Source organism: Bradyrhizobium sp., assembly GCF_049519115.1.
Taxonomy (GTDB): Bacteria; Pseudomonadota; Alphaproteobacteria; order Rhizobiales; family Xanthobacteraceae; genus Bradyrhizobium.
Genome location: NZ_JBEKRB010000035.1, coordinates 79442 through 98262 on the forward strand (window position 1 = coordinate 79442; position 18821 = coordinate 98262).

General features: G+C 60.0%; 15 protein-coding genes. 11 read left to right on the plus strand and 4 right to left on the minus strand.

The window, feature by feature from the left end; genetic code table 11:
- Positions 1–564 precede the first annotated feature (564 nt).
- From trbB to ABSE61_RS23885, 11 genes are read left to right on the plus strand one after another with little or no spacing between them, the layout of a single operon-like run.
- Complete coding sequence (trbB, locus tag ABSE61_RS23835; protein ID WP_423873650.1) at positions 565–1485, plus strand: P-type conjugative transfer ATPase TrbB; 921 nt, start codon at positions 565–567, stop codon at positions 1483–1485.
- Entirely contained in the window at positions 1482–1808 is a 327-nt protein-coding gene (locus tag ABSE61_RS23840) for a TrbC/VirB2 family type IV secretion system protein (protein WP_423873594.1), read from the plus strand. Before trbB ends, ABSE61_RS23840 begins: the two co-directional genes overlap by 4 nt.
- On the plus strand, positions 1808–2071 hold the full coding sequence (locus ABSE61_RS23845; RefSeq protein ID WP_423873595.1) for a VirB3 family type IV secretion system protein: 264 nt from the start codon (positions 1808–1810) through the stop codon (positions 2069–2071). The genes ABSE61_RS23840 and ABSE61_RS23845 overlap by 1 nt, the downstream gene beginning before the upstream one ends.
- Before the next feature lie 7 nt (positions 2072–2078).
- Entirely contained in the window at positions 2079–4520 is a 2442-nt protein-coding gene (trbE, locus tag ABSE61_RS23850; protein WP_423873596.1) for a conjugal transfer protein TrbE, read from the plus strand.
- Positions 4517–5254: a P-type conjugative transfer protein TrbJ gene (gene trbJ / locus ABSE61_RS23855; RefSeq protein WP_423873597.1), complete on the plus strand. Its 738-nt coding sequence runs from the start codon at positions 4517–4519 to the stop codon at positions 5252–5254. Before trbE ends, trbJ begins: the two co-directional genes overlap by 4 nt.
- Positions 5254–5634, plus strand: a complete 381-nt coding sequence (trbK-alt, locus tag ABSE61_RS23860) for a putative entry exclusion protein TrbK-alt (protein ID WP_423873598.1) — start codon at positions 5254–5256, stop codon at positions 5632–5634. The genes trbJ and trbK-alt overlap by 1 nt, the downstream gene beginning before the upstream one ends.
- Before the next feature lie 3 nt (positions 5635–5637).
- Entirely contained in the window at positions 5638–6843 is a 1206-nt protein-coding gene (gene trbL / locus ABSE61_RS23865) for a P-type conjugative transfer protein TrbL (RefSeq protein WP_423873599.1), read from the plus strand.
- Positions 6843–7523: a conjugal transfer protein TrbF gene (gene trbF, locus ABSE61_RS23870; RefSeq protein ID WP_423873600.1), complete on the plus strand. Its 681-nt coding sequence runs from the start codon at positions 6843–6845 to the stop codon at positions 7521–7523. Before trbL ends, trbF begins: the two co-directional genes overlap by 1 nt.
- Complete coding sequence (gene trbG / locus ABSE61_RS23875; RefSeq protein ID WP_423873601.1) at positions 7523–8506, plus strand: P-type conjugative transfer protein TrbG; 984 nt, start codon at positions 7523–7525, stop codon at positions 8504–8506. The genes trbF and trbG overlap by 1 nt, the downstream gene beginning before the upstream one ends.
- A complete protein-coding gene (locus ABSE61_RS23880) occupies positions 8503–9693 on the plus strand; it encodes a TraB/TrbI/VirB10 family type IV secretion system protein (protein WP_423873602.1) in 1191 nt (396 codons plus the stop codon). The genes trbG and ABSE61_RS23880 overlap by 4 nt, the downstream gene beginning before the upstream one ends.
- A gap of 9 nt (positions 9694–9702) precedes the next feature.
- Positions 9703–9942, plus strand: coding sequence for a DUF2274 domain-containing protein (locus ABSE61_RS23885; protein WP_423873603.1), 240 nt, complete (start codon positions 9703–9705; stop codon positions 9940–9942).
- 260 nt (positions 9943–10202) lie between these two features.
- On the opposite strand, the gene ABSE61_RS23890 is transcribed toward ABSE61_RS23885, so the two are convergent.
- The 4 genes from ABSE61_RS23890 to ABSE61_RS23905 all read right to left on the minus strand — a co-directional run bounded on the left by ABSE61_RS23890 (position 10203) and on the right by ABSE61_RS23905 (position 17888).
- Positions 10203–11534: an efflux RND transporter periplasmic adaptor subunit gene (locus ABSE61_RS23890; RefSeq protein WP_423873604.1), complete on the minus strand. Its 1332-nt coding sequence runs from the start codon at positions 11532–11534 to the stop codon at positions 10203–10205.
- Positions 11531–14770 carry an efflux RND transporter permease subunit gene (locus tag ABSE61_RS23895; protein WP_423873605.1) on the minus strand — a complete coding sequence of 1080 codons (3240 nt, stop codon included), beginning with the start codon at positions 14768–14770 and terminating at the stop codon, positions 11531–11533. The genes ABSE61_RS23890 and ABSE61_RS23895 overlap by 4 nt, the downstream gene beginning before the upstream one ends.
- Before the next feature lie 1104 nt (positions 14771–15874).
- Positions 15875–16336 carry a hypothetical protein gene (locus ABSE61_RS23900; RefSeq protein ID WP_423873606.1) on the minus strand — a complete coding sequence of 154 codons (462 nt, stop codon included), beginning with the start codon at positions 16334–16336 and terminating at the stop codon, positions 15875–15877.
- A 1288-nt stretch (positions 16337–17624) separates the two neighbouring features.
- Entirely contained in the window at positions 17625–17888 is a 264-nt protein-coding gene (locus ABSE61_RS23905) for a hypothetical protein (RefSeq protein WP_423873607.1), read from the minus strand.
- Between the last annotated feature and the right edge of the window lie 933 nt (positions 17889–18821).

An 18821-nucleotide genomic window follows, 5' to 3' on the forward strand; every position in this document is an offset into this window, starting at 1 on the left:
GCACGCCAATCAGTGCGTTGTGAGGCAAGCGCCTATTGGCAGTAAAAAGCCGTTATCAAGTCTAAGCGACGCACAGCGGACCAAAATGCAAGTGCATGTCAGAGAAGTTCGGGGCGGGAGCACGGCCGGTTCATCCCATTTTCGGAAGTGTCGTGATGTCCGATTTGGATCCGAAATGCGCATCAAAGCGGAAGTGCGCCGACCAATCTGAATTTTATGGATTCACGCCCTAAGGACTCCGCCGCTACCTGGACATTGGTCGGCGGACTGAGCCACGCTCATGATCGCGAATTTCCGCGACGTTTTTCGATAAAGGCTGATCGCCGGTAGTCGACCAACGTGCTTTGGTCATACCGCGGAGCTGTTGTGTCAGAGGCCCGCTCGGCCTTTATCTTTCTTTTCGTACTCCATGGCACGATCGGGGTCAGCCGCGTGTTGCGCCAAGCTAGTTTCTGCCTCTTCTAATCATCCCCATCCGAGGGCGCCTGAAGCGACCACGGCAGGTCGGGGGCAGCCGTGTCAGTCCATTCCTTTCAATCGGAAGCCCTCTCCCGCGGTGCGCGCATGCTGCGCACGGCATTCGGTCCCGCGATTACGCGGTTTCTCGAAGATCCGGCGATCATTGAGGTGATGCTTAATCCCGATGGACGGTTGTGGGTTGATAGGCTGTCGGGAGGTTTGACGGAGACAACCGAACGCCTGTCCGCTCCTGACGGCGAACGCATCGTTCGGTTGGTCGCTCATCACGTTGGCGCTGAGGTTCACGCAGGCAGCCCGCGGGTCTCGGCTGAGTTACCCGAGACGGGTGAACGCTTCGAGGGACTGTTGCCGCCGGTAGTCGCGGCCCCGGCCTTCGCAATCCGAAAGCCGGCGGTCGCCGTTTTCACGCTGGACGACTACGTGGCTGCCGGGATCATGACCTCGGGCCAAGCCAGCGCTTTGAAGGTCGCGGTCGAAGGACGCAAGAACATACTTGTGGCTGGCGGTACGTCCAGCGGCAAGACGACGCTCACCAATGCGCTGTTGGCCGAGGTCGCCAAGACGTCGGATCGGGTTGTTCTTATCGAAGACACGCGTGAGCTTCAGTGCAAGGCCCCGAATCTTGTGGCGCTACGCACCAAGGACGGCGTGATCTCGCTATCGGACCTGGTCCGATCATCGCTGCGCCTGCGACCCGATCGCATTCCGATTGGTGAGGTAAGGGGTGCAGAGGCTCTCGATCTGCTCAAGGCCTGGGGCACGGGTCATCCCGGCGGTATCGGCACTATTCACGCGGGCACCGCGCTCGGAGCGTTGCGCCGACTGGAGCAACTGATCCAGGAAGCCGTCGTCACGATCCCCCGCGCCCTGATCGCGGAAACCATCAACGTCGTCGCCGTTCTTTCCGGCCGTGGCGCCGATCGCCGCCTGGTGGAACTCGCCAGCGTTACTGGGATCGGCCCTTCCGGTGACTACAGCCTCACAGCAATAGGGGACCGCTTATGAGTGTTATTTCTTCCTTCGAGCGAGGGGTCGTTTCGGCCGGTGTGTTGGTGACCACCTGTCTTGCCGTCAATCCAGTGTTCGCTGCTGGATCGAACATGCCGTGGGAACAGCCGCTCAACCAGATCCTGCAATCGGTCGAAGGACCTGTCGCGAAGATCATCGCCGTCATCATCATCATTGTCACAGGGTTATCGCTGGCGTTCGGCGATACCTCGGGCGGTTTCCGCAGGCTCATCCAGATCGTGTTCGGCCTATCGATCGCGTTCGCAGCGTCTAGCTTCTTTCTATCGTTCTTCTCGTTCGGCGGGGGAGTGTTGATCTGATGGATGCAGAAATCCCAGGCTTCGTCACGCCCGTGCATCGCGCGCTGACCGAACCGATCCTGATGGGTGGTGCGCCGCGCTCCATCGCTATTCTCAACGGCACGCTCGCGGCCGCACTCGGAATCGGTCTGCGCCTTTGGATCGCGGGCCTCCTGCTTTGGTTCGTCGGCCACATGGCTGCTGTCTGGGCCGCCAAGCGCGACCCCGACTTCGTCGAGGTCGTCCGCCGACACCTGCGTATCCCCGGTCACCTCAACCCGTGAGTTTTCGATGATGAACCTTGCTGAATACCGCCGCTCAAACACGCGCCTAGCCGACTTCTTGCCCTGGACTGCGCTGGTTGATGAAGGAATCATCCTTAACAAAGACGGATCCTTTCAACGGACTGCAAGATTTAGAGGTCCAGACCTCGACAGCGCCGTGCCGGCCGAGCTGGTCGCCATTGCCGGCCGTCTGAACAACGCGCTGCGCCGGCTCGAATCCGGTTGGACGATTTTTGTCGAAGCGCAGCGCCATTCCGCAGGTAGCTATCCACCCAACACATTTCCGGATACGGCGTCCGCCCTGGTCGATGCTGAGCGGAGGGCACAGTTCGAAGAAGCCGGCATCCACTACGAGTCGAGCTATTTCCTGACGCTTCTCTATCTCCCACCGGCGGAGGGCACCGCGAAAGCGGAACGACTACTTTATGAGGGCAGCAACCGCACCGTCGACGCCGATGCGCGTGAGGTCCTCCGAGGGTTTGTCGACCGAACCAGCCGCGTGCTGCAGCTCGTCGAAGGCTTCATGCCGGAGTGCGCCTGGTTGGACGATCAGGAAACCCTGACTTACCTGCATTCGACGGTCTCGACCAAGCGGCATCGCGTCAGGGTGCCCGAGATCCCGATGTATCTTGACGCGTTGCTCGCCGATCAACCATTGACGGGCGGGCTCGAGCCGATGCTGGGCGAAGCGCATCTGCGCGTCCTGACGGTCGTCGGGTTCCCGACGGCGACCACGCCCGGGATTCTCGACGACCTGAACCGACTCGCCTTTGCCTATCGCTGGTCGACCCGCGCGATCATGCTGGACAAGACCGATGCCACAAAACTCCTCACCAGGATCCGGCGGCAATGGTTTGCCAAGCGCAAGTCGGTGGCCGCGATCCTGAAGGAGGTGATGACCAACGAGGCCTCGGCCCTTCTCGATACCGACGCTCATAACAAGGCCATGGATGCCGACGCTGCCTTGCAGGAACTGGGCTCCGACCAGATTGGAGAGGCCTTTGTTACAGCGACGATCACGGTATGGGACGCCGATCCCGCTACGTCAGACGAAAAACTTCGCCTCGTCGAAAAGGTGATCCAGGGTCGGGATTTCACATGCATGATCGAGACAGTGAATGCGATCGAGGCCTGGCTCGGCAGCCTGCCGGGGCATGTTTATGCCAATGTGCGGCAGCCGCCAATCTCGACTTTGAACCTGGCGCACATGATCCCGCTGTCGGCGGTATGGGCAGGCGAAGCGAGGGACCATCATCTCAAGGCGCCGCCTCTGTTTCTGGCGAGGACGGAGGGATCCACTCCATTTCGCTTTTCGCTCCACGTCGGTGATGTCGGTCATACCCTTGTGGTGGGGCCGACCGGCGCCGGCAAATCGGTGCTGCTGGCGCTGATGGCACTCCAGTTCCGCCGATATCCTGAGTCGCAGATCTTCGCCTTCGACTTCGGCGGTTCGATCCGTGCGGCCGCGATTGCCATGGGCGGCGATTGGCATGATCTCGGCGGCGCTCTCGCCGGAGAGGCCTCTGAATTCGTTTCCCTCCAGCCGCTCGCCGGAATTGATGATGTCGCCGAACGCGGATGGGCGGCCGATTGGATCAGCTCGATTTTGAGCCGCGAGCGGATCGAGGTTACCCCGGAAGCCAAGGAGCACATTTGGTCGGCGTTGAGTTCGCTGGCCTCCGCTCCCATCGAGGAGCGTACGCTTACGGGCCTTTCCGTTCTGCTTCAATCGAATGTCCTCAAGCGAGCCCTGCAACCCTATTGCCTCGGGGGTCCCTATGATCGTTTGCTCGATTCCGAAAGCGAGCGTCTGGGAGAGTCATCGGTGCAGGTCTTCGAGACCGATGGCCTAATTGGGACCGCGGTCGCGCCTGCTGTTCTTGCTTATCTGTTTCACCGTATTGAGGCCCGCTTTGATGGGCGGCCGACCCTGCTCATCATCGACGAGGGATGGCTCGCGCTCGATGATGAAGATTTCGCAGGACGGCTACGCGAATGGCTGAAAACACTGCGCAAGAAGAATGCTTCCGTCATCTTTGCTACCCAATCGCTCGCGGATATCGACGGCTCGGCGATCGCGCCGGCGATCATCGAGAGTTGTCTAACACGCGTTATGTTGCCGAACGACCGCGCCATCGAGCCACAGATCATGGCGATCTATCGGCGCTTTGGGCTGAACGACCGCCAGATCGAAATCCTGGCTCGGGCCACACCGAAGCGCGACTACTACTGCCAGTCACGTCGCGGCAATCGGCTGTTCGAACTCGGTCTCGGCGAGGTCGCGCTCGCCTTCGCCGCCGCTTCCTCCAAGGCCGACCAGGCCCTAATCGAGCAGGTTCTTGCCGAACATGGCCGCGACAATTTTGTGTCCGGATGGCTGAAGGCGCGCGATGTCGCCTGGGCGACAGATCTCATCCCGCATCTCGCTGAACTGGAGGCATCCAAATGAATCGTCTCCGTCGTATCGTTGCCGCAGGCGTAGTCGCGATTGTCATTGGGGTCGGCCCCAAACCGGCCACTGCGCAGTTGGCAGTGTTTGATCCTAACAACTATGCACAGAATGTGCTGACCGCTGCTCGATCTCTGCAACAGATCAACAACCAAATCGTGTCTCTGCAGAATCAAGCGCAGATGCTGATCAACCAGGCGAGAAATTTGGCGACGTTGCCGTTCTCGTCGTTGTTGCAACTGGAACAGTCGATCCTGCGTACCCAGCAGCTTCTCAGCCAAGCCCAGCGCATCGCCTACGATATCCAGCAGATCGATCGTGCCTTCTCGACCACCTATGCGTCGGCGTCGTCTTCCAGTCTCTCGAACCAAGCGTTGTTCGCGAACGCGCAAACGCGTTGGCAGAATGCGCTTGTCAGCATGCAGGACGCCATGCGGACGCAGGCCACGGTCGTCGCCAATCTCAACACCAACCATACGCAGATGTCGGCCCTTGTCACCGCGAGCCAGGGGGCATCCGGTGCGTTGCAGGCGAGCCAGGCCGGCAATCAGCTCTTGGCGCTGGCGTCACAGCAACTTGCCGATCTCACGGCCGTCGTTGCAGCCCAGGGGCGCGCACAAAACCTGGAGTCCGCCCAGCACTCGGCCGCTCAGGATCAGGGCAGGGAGCAACTGCGTCGCTTCCTGACCCAAGGCGCCGGCTATCAACCCACAACCGTGCAGATGTTTCACTGATGAGCGCGAAAAAACTGAAACGCCTCCCGACCGTGGCAGCAGTGGTGCTCGTCGTCCTCGTGGTTGCCGCTTGCGCAATCCAGTTACGTGACGACGAAGGCCAAACCCTGTCCGCTAAATCGGCTGATCAGGCATCCGATGCGCTGACAGCAAAGCTCGCGGAGTGTCGCTCTGTCACCTACGAGCAGAAAGATGCTCTGTCCGAGTGCCGCAAGGCGTGGGCCGAGAAGCGCCGTCAATTCCTCGGAGGGGATAAGGCTCCATCAGCATCGTCCGACAACGAGGCCGCCAAAGAGGGCTCCTCGTTGTTTATGCCGCCCAAGGACGGGAGCCGCCTGTCACCTGGTTACCCCTCAAGTCAGCAGTCCGGGAAGGAGTAACCCATGGGCGGCACGGGCATTATCGATCAGTTCCTGGCGACGTTCACCCAGTACATCGATTCCGGGTTCGGTCTACTCGGAGGCGAAGTCGGATATCTCGCCACCACGCTAGCAGCGATCGATGTCACGCTGGCCGGCCTGTTCTGGTCATGGGGAGCCGACGAGGACATCTTAATTCGTCTCGTCAAGAAGACTTTGTTTGTCGGTGTCTTTGCTTTTCTGATCGGCAACTGGAACAGCTTGGCTCGCATCATCTTCGAGAGCTTTGCAGGTTTGGGTCTGAAAGCCTCCGGCACCGGGCTTTCCTCAGCCGACTTCTTGAGACCCGGAAAGATCGCCCAAGTCGGACTTGATGCTGGACGACCGATCCTTGATTCGATCTCGGGGCTTATGGGCTATGTCAGCTTCTTCGAAAATTTCATCCAGATTACGGTTCTATTGTTCGCCTGGATCGTGGTGCTGCTCGCCTTCTTTATTCTGGCCATCCAGCTCTTTATCACCCTGATCGAGTTCAAGCTGACGACGCTTGCGGGGTTCGTGCTGATCCCGTTCGGTCTGTTCGGTAAGACCGCCTTTGCTGCCGAGCGCGTCCTCGGCAACGTGATTTCATCTGGCGTCAAGGTCCTGGTGCTGGCCGTTATCGTTGGCATCGGCTCGACGCTGTTCTCACAATTCACGGCAGGATTCGGTGGCAACCAGCCGACGATCGATAACGCCATGGCGCTCATGCTTGGCGCGCTCTCCCTGCTTGGCCTAGGCATCTTCGGGCCCGGCATCGCCAACGGCATCGTATCCGGTGGACCGCAGCTCGGCGCTGGGGCCGCTGTTGGTACGGGCTTGGCGGCAGGCGGCGTCATCGTGGCTGGCGCAGGTCTCGCAGCCGGCGGTGCCGGGCTGGCGGGTGGCGCACTCGCAGGAGGCGCCCGCGGTGCGGCCACGATTGCAGGCGGAACCGCAAGCGCCTACCGCGCGGGAGGATTGAGTGGCGTCGCCAAGGCAGGTGGCTCGGCGATAACAAGCCCGCTGCGCCGCATGGCTGCCGGGCTTGGTGGCGGCTCGTCGACGGCAGACGCGCCACCGGCCTGGGCGCGTCGGATGAAGCGCGCGCAGACTGTGAACCAAGGCGTGTCCGCTGCCACCCACGCGGTTCGCAGTGGTGATAGTGCCGGTGGCGGATCCTCCGTCGATCTGTCCGAGGGAGGGAACTGATGTTCACGCGACCATCCGTGCATTACGGCCGCATGCCGGAGCCGGTTACTCCATATCAGAAGGCGGCGCAGGTCTGGGACGAACGTATCGGTTCGGCGCGGGTCCAGGCCAGGAACTGGCGGCTGATGGCATTCGGATGCCTGTTCCTGTCGGGAGGCCTCGCCGCAAGCCTCGTCTGGCAGTCCACCCAGGGCACGATCACGCCGTGGGTGGTGCAAGTCGATCATCTCGGCCAGGCCCAGGCAGTCGCTCCGGCGAGTGCTTTCTATCAGCCGACCGATCCGCAGATCGCGTTTCATCTCGCGAGATTTATCGAGGACGTGCGGGGACTTCCGGCCGACGCCATTGTGCTACGCCAGAATTGGTTGCGCGCCTACGACTTCACGACCGATCGTGGTGCCGCAGCGCTGAACGACTACGCACGCCACGACGATCCTTTCGCCAAGCTCGGCACCACGCAAATCTCCATCGACGTCTCAAGCGTCATCCGTGCGTCGCCGGAGAGTTTTCGGGTCGCATGGACCGAACGCCACTACGACAGCGGCCAGCTCGCCGCCACCGAACGTTGGACCGCGATCCTTTCCGTCGTCATCGAAACCCCGCGCGACGCCGACCGCCTGCGCAAGAATCCGCTCGGCGTCTATGTCCATTCCATCAACTGGTCGAAGGAGCTCGGCTAGTGAGAAATCCTGTACCAAGGTCGATTGGTCCAAAATGCAATGGGACGCCTTCAAGTCTGGCCCTGCTTTTTGTTCTCGCGCTCTCCGGCTGCACGACCTTCAAGCCGCCGCAGATCAGTTATGATGATGACGTGCCGCCGTCTCCTGAGCTACCGATGCCGGCGGACGACCATGCACGTCCGCTGCATGTCCCGCCATCCTGGACGCCAGCCAGCGGCGGCAAGAAAGGTGAAGTAGAGGCTAAGGACCCGACCGATCGCATCGAGATTGCCAACGATGTAGCGCGGGTCCAGCCACGGCGCGCAGGGTATTTCAATGCTGTTCAGGTCTTTCCTTACAGTCCCGGCGCGCTCTATCAGATCTACGCTTCACCAGGGCAGATCACGGATATGGCGCTCGAGCCGGGCGAGCAGCTAACCGGATCGGGGCCGCTCGCCGCCGGCGACACCGTGCGCTGGATCGTCGGTGACACCGAAAGCGGCAACGGCGATACCAGGCGCGTCCACATCATGGTGAAGCCGACACGGCCTGCCATCGAGACCAACCTCGTCGTCAACACCGATCGACGGACCTACCTGATCGAACTGCGCTCCCGTGAAAAGCCATACATGCCGTCAGTTGCCTGGTTCTACCCGGAGGACCGGTCCAGCCGCTCCAAGGCTTTGCCATCGACACCGATCATCCCGGAAGTGGATCAGCGCCGCTACCGTTACGTCATCGAGGGCGACAGCCCGCCGTGGCGTCCGGTCAATGCCTACGATGATGGCCGCAAGGTCTATATCGAGTTCTCGGCCGGCATTGCCCAAGGAGAAATGCCGCCGCTGTTCGTCATCGGCCAGGATGGCAAGCCCGAACTCGTCAACTATCGCGCCTACAAAAATATATTGATTGTCGACCGTTTGTTCGCTGCGGCTGAGCTGCGCCTCGGGGGAGACAAGCAGCAGAAGGTTCGTATCGCGAGAGCCGACGGGAAGCGATCATGACGAGCAACGGGTCAAACGAGAGCGCCAGTCCAGCATCGGGGCCACCATCTGACGATAACACGCAGACTCTGCGTCTGCGTGCAGAACGCCCAAGGATCACAAGACTCTCCCGCAAGGTCCTTGCGGGTGGCAGCGCATTGGCTTTGATGCTCATCTCTGGCGCGGTACTGTGGGCGCTGAGGAGCAACCGCCCACATAGCCCCGCGCCGGACGAGCTTTACAGCACGGATCATCACAACCTTGCAGATGGTCTGACAACGCTGCCGCAGGACTATGCTGGGATTCCCCGCGACGTCCCCCGGCTTGGGCCAGCATCGCCCGGAGACCTGGGACGTCCTATCGCAACACTGGAAGGCCAAACAGCAGCGATCGGCCTTGACGCCGAACAACAGCGTGCCAATCAGGAAACCGAGGCGGCTCGGACGAGCAAAGTGTTTGCGTCGACCACTGCGCCCGTTGCGCCACCGCATGCCTCATCACAGGAAACGGCGGCCAAGACTTCGGCATCTTCCGATGAAACCTTCACTCAGAATGGGCAGGATAGCAAACTCCTCTTCGTCAATGCCCCCGTTGATCGACGGACGACGGCACCGGATCGACTGACACGTCCAGCATCGCCCTTTGTCGTGCAGGCGGGAACGGTCATTCCTGCAGCTCTTATTACGGGCATTCGGTCAGATCTTCCCGGGCAGATCACCGCGCAAGTAACCGAGAACATTTTTGATACGCCGACCGGTCGTGCCCGGCTAATTCCGCAAGGAGCGAAACTGATAGGCATTTATGATAGCCAGGTCGCGTTCGGACAATCGCGGGTGCTGTTGGTGTGGACCCGGCTCATCATGCCGAACGGACGTTCGATAGTTCTCGAACGGCAACAGGGGGCGGACGCAGGCGGCCACTCCGGGCTCGAGGATGAAGTCGATAATCACTGGGCCGAACTGTTCAAGGCGGCGCTGCTCTCGACGGTCCTTGGCGTAGGAGCGGAGCTTGGCTCTGGGGCGGATAGTGGCAGCAATACCGATATTATTCAGGCGCTTCGCTTGAGCGCGGCCAATTCGCTGAATCAAACAGGACAACAGGTGGTTCGGCGGAGTCTCAATATTCAACCGACATTGACCATCCGGCCAGGATTTCCGGTACGCGTGGTTGTCAATCGCGATTTGGTACTTGAGCCTTACAAAGGGTAGGGGACGAACATGGCAAAGCTCAAGCTCGTTGGAATCACCGACGATAAGCCGGTGAAGTTGACTGTCGAACTCTCCGCAAGCGTCTATCGCGATTTGCTCGCTTACGCAGAGGTGCTAGCTCGCGAAACCGGGCAGAGTGTTACTGAACCAACAAAGCTGATTGCGCCCATGTTGGCGCGGTTTATGGCAACGGATCGCGTCTTTGCAAAAATACGTCGGGAACAAGCCCGATCCACTGGCAGGGGATAGCGCTCCCCCAACAGCTTCAGAAAATATGCAAGTGCCGGATCGTGGTCTGATTCGCGGAATAGGCGGTTTTGGAATGGCCGCTATTGGTGGAACGGCCATTCATAAGCAAACATTGCATCTTCGAACTCTCGGTAGGCGGGTCCGGCCAAGTCTTGCTCACCATAAAGATTCGCTGCGTCGGAATGCAACCTGCGTTTCAGTTAGAAGTGTAAACGTAGGAGGCGGGTTAAATCTTCGGCTTGCAACCCGTCCCCGGTCCCCTACTTCCCCGCCTCCGCGATCTTCTCGTCCGGGTTTATCTTGACCTTGCCGCCTTCCTGCAGGTTGGTCGGCGGGTTGAGCACGATGGCTTCGCCGCCGCGCAGGCCGTCGCTGATTTCCACGGTGGAACCGAAGTCGCGGTAGATGGTCACGGGCTGCAGATGGATGGTCTTGTTGGCGTTGACGACCGCGACCCGCAGGCCCTGCTGGTTGAAGATCAGGGCTTCGGCGGGCACCACGACGTCGGGATGCTCGCGGGGAACGGCAAAGGATACGTTGACGAACATTCCGGCGCGCAAGGCATGCGCGGAGTTATCGACATCGACCTCGACGCTAAGCGTGCGCGAGGCCGACAACAGCGCGCCGGAAGAGCGCGCGACCTTGCCGGCGAAGGTGCGTCCGGGAAGCTCGAACACCTGGATCTTGGCGTCGAGGCCGTCGCGCATCGCGATTGCGAGGGATTGCGGCACGCTGACGGCCACGCGCAGGATGTCGTCGCGAACCATGGTGAACATCGGCGTGCCGCCGCCGGTGTCGGCGTTGACGAGGTCGCCGATGTCGACGTTGCGCACGGTGACGACGCCGTCGAACGGGGCCGTCACCTTCTCGAACTCGGCCAGCGTGCGCAGGCGATTGACGGTGGCCTGCTGGGCCTCGATATTGGCCTGCGCGACCTTGACGCCGGCCGTGGCGTTCTCGACATTGGCTTGCTGGCTCGAAACGTTGGCCTGCTGGGTGTCATGGTTCTGGTAGGTATCAAAACCCTTCTTCACGAGATCGTCGGAGCGGGCGTAATTGAGGTTACCAAGCCTCAAATTGGCTTCCGACAGGGTGACCTGGGCCTGGGCCTGGGCCAGCGCGGCCTGGACCTGGCTGAGCTGCGCCACCGCCTGGTCGAGCTGGCGGTCGAGATCGGGTGCTGCGATCTTGACCAGCAAATCGCCCTTTTTCACGGTGCTGCCGATATCGACCTTGCGCTCGGCAATGTAGCCGGTGGCGCGGGCAAAAATGTTGGCGCGGTCGAACGCGTCGGTCTGGCCCGGCAGCGTGGTCAGAATCGGGTCGGAGAGCAGTTTTGTCACGGCGGTGCGCACCGCCGGGACGAAGTCGATCGCCTCGCGCTGGGTTGCTTCGGCGGCGGCCTTGGTCTGCCAATGCCCGTAGGCGCCGAACGCCAGCACGCAAGCTACGACCACCAGCACCACCACCAATATCCATTTCGAAGGCGGCGGCACCGCCGCAGGCTTGCCGTTTCGGTCGTCATTGGCGCCAGCTCCGCCCGCTTGCGGCACGGGTTCTCCACGCACGGGTTCTTTTTCGATTTTGTTCATACGTAATCTTTCAGGGCTTCGGTCTTGCCGGTGCGCAGCACGGAATACAGAAACGGAACGAACAACAGCGTCGAACAGGTCCCGACCAAAATGCCGCCAAGCACGGCGCGTGCCAGCGCTGCGTTCTGCTCGCTGCCTTCGCCGAGGCCGAGCGCCATCGGAAGCAGGCCGACGAACATCGCCGCCGCGGTCATCAGCACCGGCCGCAGCCGGGTCTCGCCGGCCTTGATCGCGGCCTCCGCGGCGCTGCAGCCGGTCTGCTCGCGGTGCTCGCGCGCGAAGGTCACCAGCAGGATGGAATTGGCGCTGGCGACGCCCACGCTCATGATCGCGCCGAACAGCGAGGGAATCGAAAACGTGGTCTGCGTCACGAACAGGCTCATGACGATGCCGCAAAACGCCAGCGGCAGCGCTGCCAGCACCACGAACGGATCGCCCCAGCTCTGGAAATTCACCGACATCAAGAGGTAGACCGCGATCATCGCGATCGCCAGACCAATGCCAAGGTTGGTGAAGGCGCTGTGCATGTCCGCGATCTGCCCCAATACCGAGATGCGATCGGGCACGGGGAGGTTTTTCTGCTCGTCCTGCATGATGGTCTCGATCTCGCGGCTCACCGAGCCCAAATCGCGGTCCTGCACGCTCGCCAGCACGTCATATTTCGGCTGGGTGTTGAGATGGTTCACCACGGTCTGTTCCGACTGCCGGCGCAATTTGGCGACGTTGTTGAACAAGGTGACCACGCCGCCGGTGGTCGGGCCGGGGGCCGAGACGAAGAGCGGGGTGTTGCCGACGTCGGTCAGCGAATCGTTGCGGTATTCGGGGGTCTGCACCCAGAGCTGATAGGGGATGCCGGTCTTGGGATCGGCCCAGAAATTCGGGGTGACCTGAAAGCTGCCGGCCAGCGAGACATTCAGGGTGTTGGCGATCTGCTGTTCGGTGAGACCGATCTCTCCCGCCATCTGGCGGTCGACGTCGGCAAAGAACTCCGGCGAGTCGGTGATTTGCTGGATATGCACATCGACCGCGCCGCGGACCTTGCGCAGCCGCGCCTCGATGTGTTTGGCGACTTCGAGATCCTTGTCGGCGTTGCGGCCGTTCACCTGAATATCGATCGGCGTCAACGTGCCGAAGTCCAGGATCTGGGTGATGATGTCGGAAGGCTGAAAATAGAAGATGGTGTCCGGGTATTTTTCCGCCAAGACCTTGCGCAGGGTCTTGCGGTAGCCGTTGGTCGGCGCGTGGCCTTGCTTGAGCGAAATCAGGATCTGGCCATCATTGTTAGCAACAAAGGAGCCGTCGCCGAACGCGAAATTATAGTTGCTGGCTGGCAGGCCGATATTGTCCAGGATCAGTCCAAGATCGTCAGGCTTGATCACTTGGCGGATGGTATTCTCGACGGCGGAAAATTGCTGCTCGGCGGTTTCGATCCGCATCCCCGAGCGGGTCCGCACATGCAGCGTCAATTCGCCGGCATCGATCTGCGGAAAGTAATCCTGACCGACAAATATAAAGAGCACGGCGGCGAAGGCGAAGACCACACCAACCACCGCGACCGTCACGATCCGATGCCCGATCACGACATGCAGCAATCCGAGATAGCCGGTGTGGAAACGGGCGAAGCGGCGTTCGAAGCCGGCGTGAAAGCGGCGGAAGAAGCCGGGCCGGGATTGCGCCGCCGCGGTGGGCTCGGCGTTATGTTCGCCATGCTCGCTGTGCCCGCTATGCTCACCGTGTTCGCCAAAGCGGGAATCGTATTCCTTCTTGACCAGCACATCGATCAGGATCGGAACCAGGGTTCGCGACAGCAAATACGATGTCAGCATCGCGAATACCACCGCGAGTGCCTGCGGCGTGAACAGAAATTTTGGCGTATCGGTCAAAAACAACACTGAGACAAAGGCGGCGCAGATTGCCAATGTCGAAATCAGCGCTGGCTTGGCAATGCCGGCCGCGCCCTCGGCAACCGACTCCCGGAACGGGTGGCCTTCCTCCATTAGGCGATAGGTGTTCTCGATGGCAACGGTGGCGTCATCGACCAGGATACCGACCGCTAGGGCGAGTCCACCCAGCGTCATGATGTTGATGGTTTCACCGAGCAGCGCCAGCACCGCGAGCGAAGTCAGAATCGAGAGCGGAATGGAAACCAGCACCACCAAAGTGGATCGCCACGAACCGAGGAACAAAAGGATCATCAAGCCGGTCAGGCCGGCGGCGATCACAGCTTCGCGGACCACGTCGGCGATGGCGCCGGAGACAAACACAGATTGATCGAACAGCAGGTCGATCTTGGCGCCGTCGGGCGCGGCGGCGCGGATTTGTCCCAAAAAGCCCTTGACGTTGTTGACGACCGTCAAGGTCGAGGCCTCGCCGTTCTTCAGGATCGTCAGCAAAATCGAACGGCGGCCGTCGGCGCGAACGATGTTCTGCTGCGGTGGCGAGCCATCGCGCACAAAGGCGACGTCCCGCACCAATACCGGCGAGCCCGCCACCACCTTGATCGGCAATACGTTGAGCGCCGAGATCGCCTCTGGCGCGGAGTTCAGCCGGATCGGATACTGGAAGTCGCCGATTTTGGCCTGGCCGGACGGCACGGTGAGATTTTGCGCCGAAATCGCGTTGGTGACGTCGAGCGGGGTGAGGCCGTAACCCTGCAGCGCATGCATGTCGAGGTCGACCATGATCTGGCGCGGCGCGCCGCCATAGGGCGATGGCAAGGTCGAACCCGGCACCTGGGTCAGGGTCTGGCGGATGCGGTATTGTGCATAATCGTAGAGCTGGGCCTCGCTCTGTTTTTGCGACGACAGCGCCAATTGCACCACTGGCACGGAGGAGGCCGAAAAGCGCATCACCACCGGGGGCTGGATCCCCGGCGGCATCACCGCACGGATCGAATTCATTGCCGAGACGACTTGCGCGATAGCGAGATCGATCGACACCCGCTGTTCGAAATAGATCCTCTCTATCGCCACACCCTGCAGCGTCGTGCTTTCCATCCTTCGGATGCTGTTGACGTTGTTGGAGAGCGAAAATTCGCTATAGGTCGTGATCCGCTGCGCCATGTCGGTGGTGTCGAGACCGGTATAGGTCCAGACCACGACGACGACGGGAATATCCACTGTCGGCAGTACGTCCTTGGGCATAACAATGATGGCACCGACACCGCCCAGCATCATCAGCAGCGCCAATACGTAGAAGCTGACTCGGAACTTGAGCGCGTATTTGACGAGCCCCATGTAAATCCTTCAAGCAAACGGTACGAAGAGAATAGCTATGGCTTCGGTCCGAGCTTGATCGCCTTCCATGCAGGATCGGGCCGCGCAAAATTGTCGTGGAGGCCGTTAGTTAACGCGGATAGCGTCGGCTCGTTCCATCACCCGCTTGAGGGAATGCACGTTAGCCAGGATACCCCGCCATTCGCGCAGATGGGTGGCGGAAACGCTGCCGGCGCAGAAGTTCCAGAAAATTCTGGCACGGCAGTCAATGGTGGCGGCGCTGCCGTGGGCACCGTGAATAACGGCAGGATGCCCCCGAATCGTTCTCCCGAGGAGACCACCGGCATGTCCCGACCGGAGCCATCAGGACCGCGCACCGATGCCGGCGGTCCCGATGCGTCGCGGCCGGGTGGCCAGGGCGTTTCCAGGAAACCTGCAGACTAAAGGCGGCGTCTAACCCAAGCTGGCCGCAGTTGAGAAGAGAAATCATATCGGTGCTTCTTGAATCAAACGATTCGTGGACGGCAGATGTTGCTCGACACACCTTGGCTTAGATAAGACGCAAAAATTTCGCGTGGCGCTCAGCGGCAGGTCAACATCGCAGTCTGCTGCTGGCCAATCTAGCGACTTTGTGCGGCTCACATGATGAGCATGTGGTGGTATTCAATGCCTAAGTCGGTTCTCAAATCGTATTTCGAAAAGCTCTGTGAACAATTCACTTATCGCGAAGAACTCCGGCGATGCCGGAGCCCTTCTTCGATACATTCACCATTTACTTGTCAGTGACCGGCTATCCCCGACGTCATCGCGCTTTCAAGTTCGTCCAACCAGGCTGGCGACCTTACTGCAAAAAGGCGGACAAGGCGATAGTCTTACGCGCCGTTCGTTGTAACAACGATTGACGATGAAAAATCTCGTACCACATGAAATCACAAAAACGGCGAGCAAGGGTTTTTGATCAAACTCGCCTCCAGCCTAGATGTTGGGCAAATAAGAATTGGCGCAGTGGGCGTGGTCTGGACCTTATGTCCTGATAGCAGGCTGCTGTGGCTTCGTCTGTCCCGGAACTTGCAACTCTTACGGTCCGTCGACGTCGAGAAGCGTCGGCATCATTCGAACATTGCCTCACGTCGATTTGTCGCTTCCAATATTGCGGTCTGGGAACTCGGATCCTCCGGGCCGCTTTAAAATAAAAGAGTGGTGTTGGATCCGATGATGCCCGGCGAACCAAAGAGACGGGACGATAGCGGTTGCAAGATTTTGCAATTCCCGCCGCGTGACGATGGCCACCGTAAGCGCGACGCGTGCGATGCCGGACGCGATATAGGCCAATTGCTCGATCTGTCTCGATACGAGAATCCGCGCGGATATACGGAGGATTACAAGGCCCGCATGGTCGAGAACGTGGCTGCTGTCGTTTTGCTTTTCGCGTTGGTCGCAATCGCAGCATTCGGCTTCATCAGCCTTGAGCAATCCAACACTGTGCATCTGCGGGAAGTTGCGGTTCTTAAGCCCAAATAGCTCGTCTGACCTTCTACGAAGCAGGCCATCAGTTTCTTCCCATTTCAGATTCGTTACGTTCTCCACGGATGTTCACCCGGTGCGCCAGGCCATAGAGCTGGTGCCTTCTAGGCGGCTACGTGATTGAGTGCTTGGCCGGTCTGGTGAGTGAAATAGAAGCTGAAAAAGCCTGTCGATCCGGCCTTAAGAGTAGAGGAGAGTTCTGCAACGAACGAGGCTTCGCTGGCGGTCCGAACTGGATGACAAGGTTCCCCCAGAATAAATGTTCAGCCGTTCGGATAACAGCGGTGCAACGAAGGACTATCATCGTGCGACGGATGCCCGTTTAGGGCCGGTTAAGCCCAGCGGTACGACCGGTAAGTCGTTGATTGTTCTTAACCCGGGCCTGTCTCTTAATCAGCGGGTCCCAGGTTCGAGCCCTGGTGCGCCCACGGCCGGGGATGCTGGAACCGCAACCTCAAGACATCCAACAGTTCAAACCGACGATTCTTCGGGCCTAGGCTAGAAAATTCGATATTGTTTTGAAAATGGGCGCTGAGTTCGCTTGCGATTTCCCAAGTTGGCTGCCCTTCCTGTAGCCGGCCGTCGTCGTCGATCACCTCACCGGCAGGACTAAAAAAGAAAAACTTGAGCGCACCCGCGCAGCCGCGCCCGTCGGGCGGAGACGGCTTGGCCGGCCTGACGATACCGCCTCTTTATGACGGCCAATGGTCCGCTTTTTGCCGAACCGACGTGCGCCCACTCTGCACCACCCAATGGCGGCCCGGAACGCGCCGCGCTCGTGTGCTAGGCTGTATGGCGCCTGTGAACTCCCTTCCGGGCGTGGAAAGCGCCGGCCCTTCACTCGCAAGCACCAAAGGGGCCGGCGCACCTCCTTGTTCCGCCTTTCTTAGGAACTCACGCCGCGCAGTTGCCTTGTTTTTTTGGGCCGCGCCCGGCCTCACATCGCCGCGGCTTGCACGGTCGGCCCCTGCCATCTTCCCCAGCCAAGCCGGCGGTGCCCCGCGTGGCGCGGCTCTAATTCGGCTGCGCTTCGCCAAGCTATGTACCGGTCACATATCCTTCGAAGATTGGGTGAGATTGTAGGCGCCGGGGGTTTTGCGCTTTGTCAACCGGAAGTTCTGCCCGCACCGACGCCGACAATGAAGAGCATCGCACTAAAAATATCGACAACAGCACAAAGTCGGACATGCGACAGCACCGGGATACGCAAAAAGAGCGCCGTCGGGCTCGAAATATAGCGTCCCGCCGACGCCTGCTACTGGGCCCCTTAGATCCCCAGCGCTGCCAGACTAGCGGGCGCTTCCCCGGGTATTTGTGAGCTAATTCACAATCACGCAAATTCTTGTCGAGCTTAAACGATCGCGTCGTACAATCGCTGCAACCGTTCGACGATAATATTGAAAAACTGTTTTAGCTCGGCCCTGTTGCGGACTGGACCAGCGGCGGCGTCAAACATGAGCAGCGCGTTCCACGGAATGCCGTAGACGTACACGGTAACGCCGGTCTTCGGACAGCCCTCGACCTGCCGCAGGTCGGCGAGAATCATCGCCGCTAACTCTTCGGCCGTCTTTGTCTGCCTGGGTGGTTTTATGGTCGCTTCGAAAGGGTCCTCCATGGCCCTAACTTAGACAGGCTGCACTGCCCGCATGCGACGATTCGCGCGGCAACCTTAATTTCCGCACCCGAATTATTTCAGGACGGCCGCGCGATGCGTGCTGAACCGAAGAATTTACATCAACGATTCATCGGCTTGTCGCACTGAAATTATTTCACGAATATTCCGAAATAGGCTCATGTTTCCAAATGGTTTTTTTGTGTGCTGGATTGCTGCGGCCTCCCGAGCCGTGCGAGCAGATCGGGAGTAACATATCCAACGCTACGCCCTGGACGCCCGGCGGCCGACCGGCCGCGGAGGCCTGGCGCAGCGTTCTGCGCTCTGCGATGATGCCGGCTGAGCCTCTCCGCGATGACAAACGGCAAGATCATTCCTCACGATCACGATGAAATCCTAGATGGCGACTACGTGTTGAGGCACATTGTGCCTCCTCACGGAGCAGCGGTGTCGGTCACTACGAATTCTTCTACCTGCGAGCCCCAAGTACGCCCCCAGCAGGGTTCTGCACGGATGCGTCCCTTCTGGGCAGGGTCGCTGCCGGGCCGGTGTTTCTCCACGTCGGGACTACATTCGATGACCCGACCGGGGTTTGGTAGGAACCCACTGAAGGCTGCACGACTGACCCGTATCCTTCCGTGCCGGGGATTTGCGTTCCGTTGGTCTGCGCAAGTGCGACTGTACTTGTGAGCGTGAGCGCTTTTCCAAGCGCGATTGCTGTAATTTTCATGGCTGTCTCCTTTGTCTCTAGATAGGGAGATAACGTACGTCGTGTCCAACCTTTCCGCTCAATTCTTCTTTAGCGCGATAGAAGCCACAAGCCGTTCACATCTCGCAGAGCCTCGATGCTCCGGCAATCGTCCATAGCGTGCCGTTCACGTTGATGGATTGATGATCTTCGCTGACCGAGGGCCTTAGCTGCTGCGGCTCAGGTTG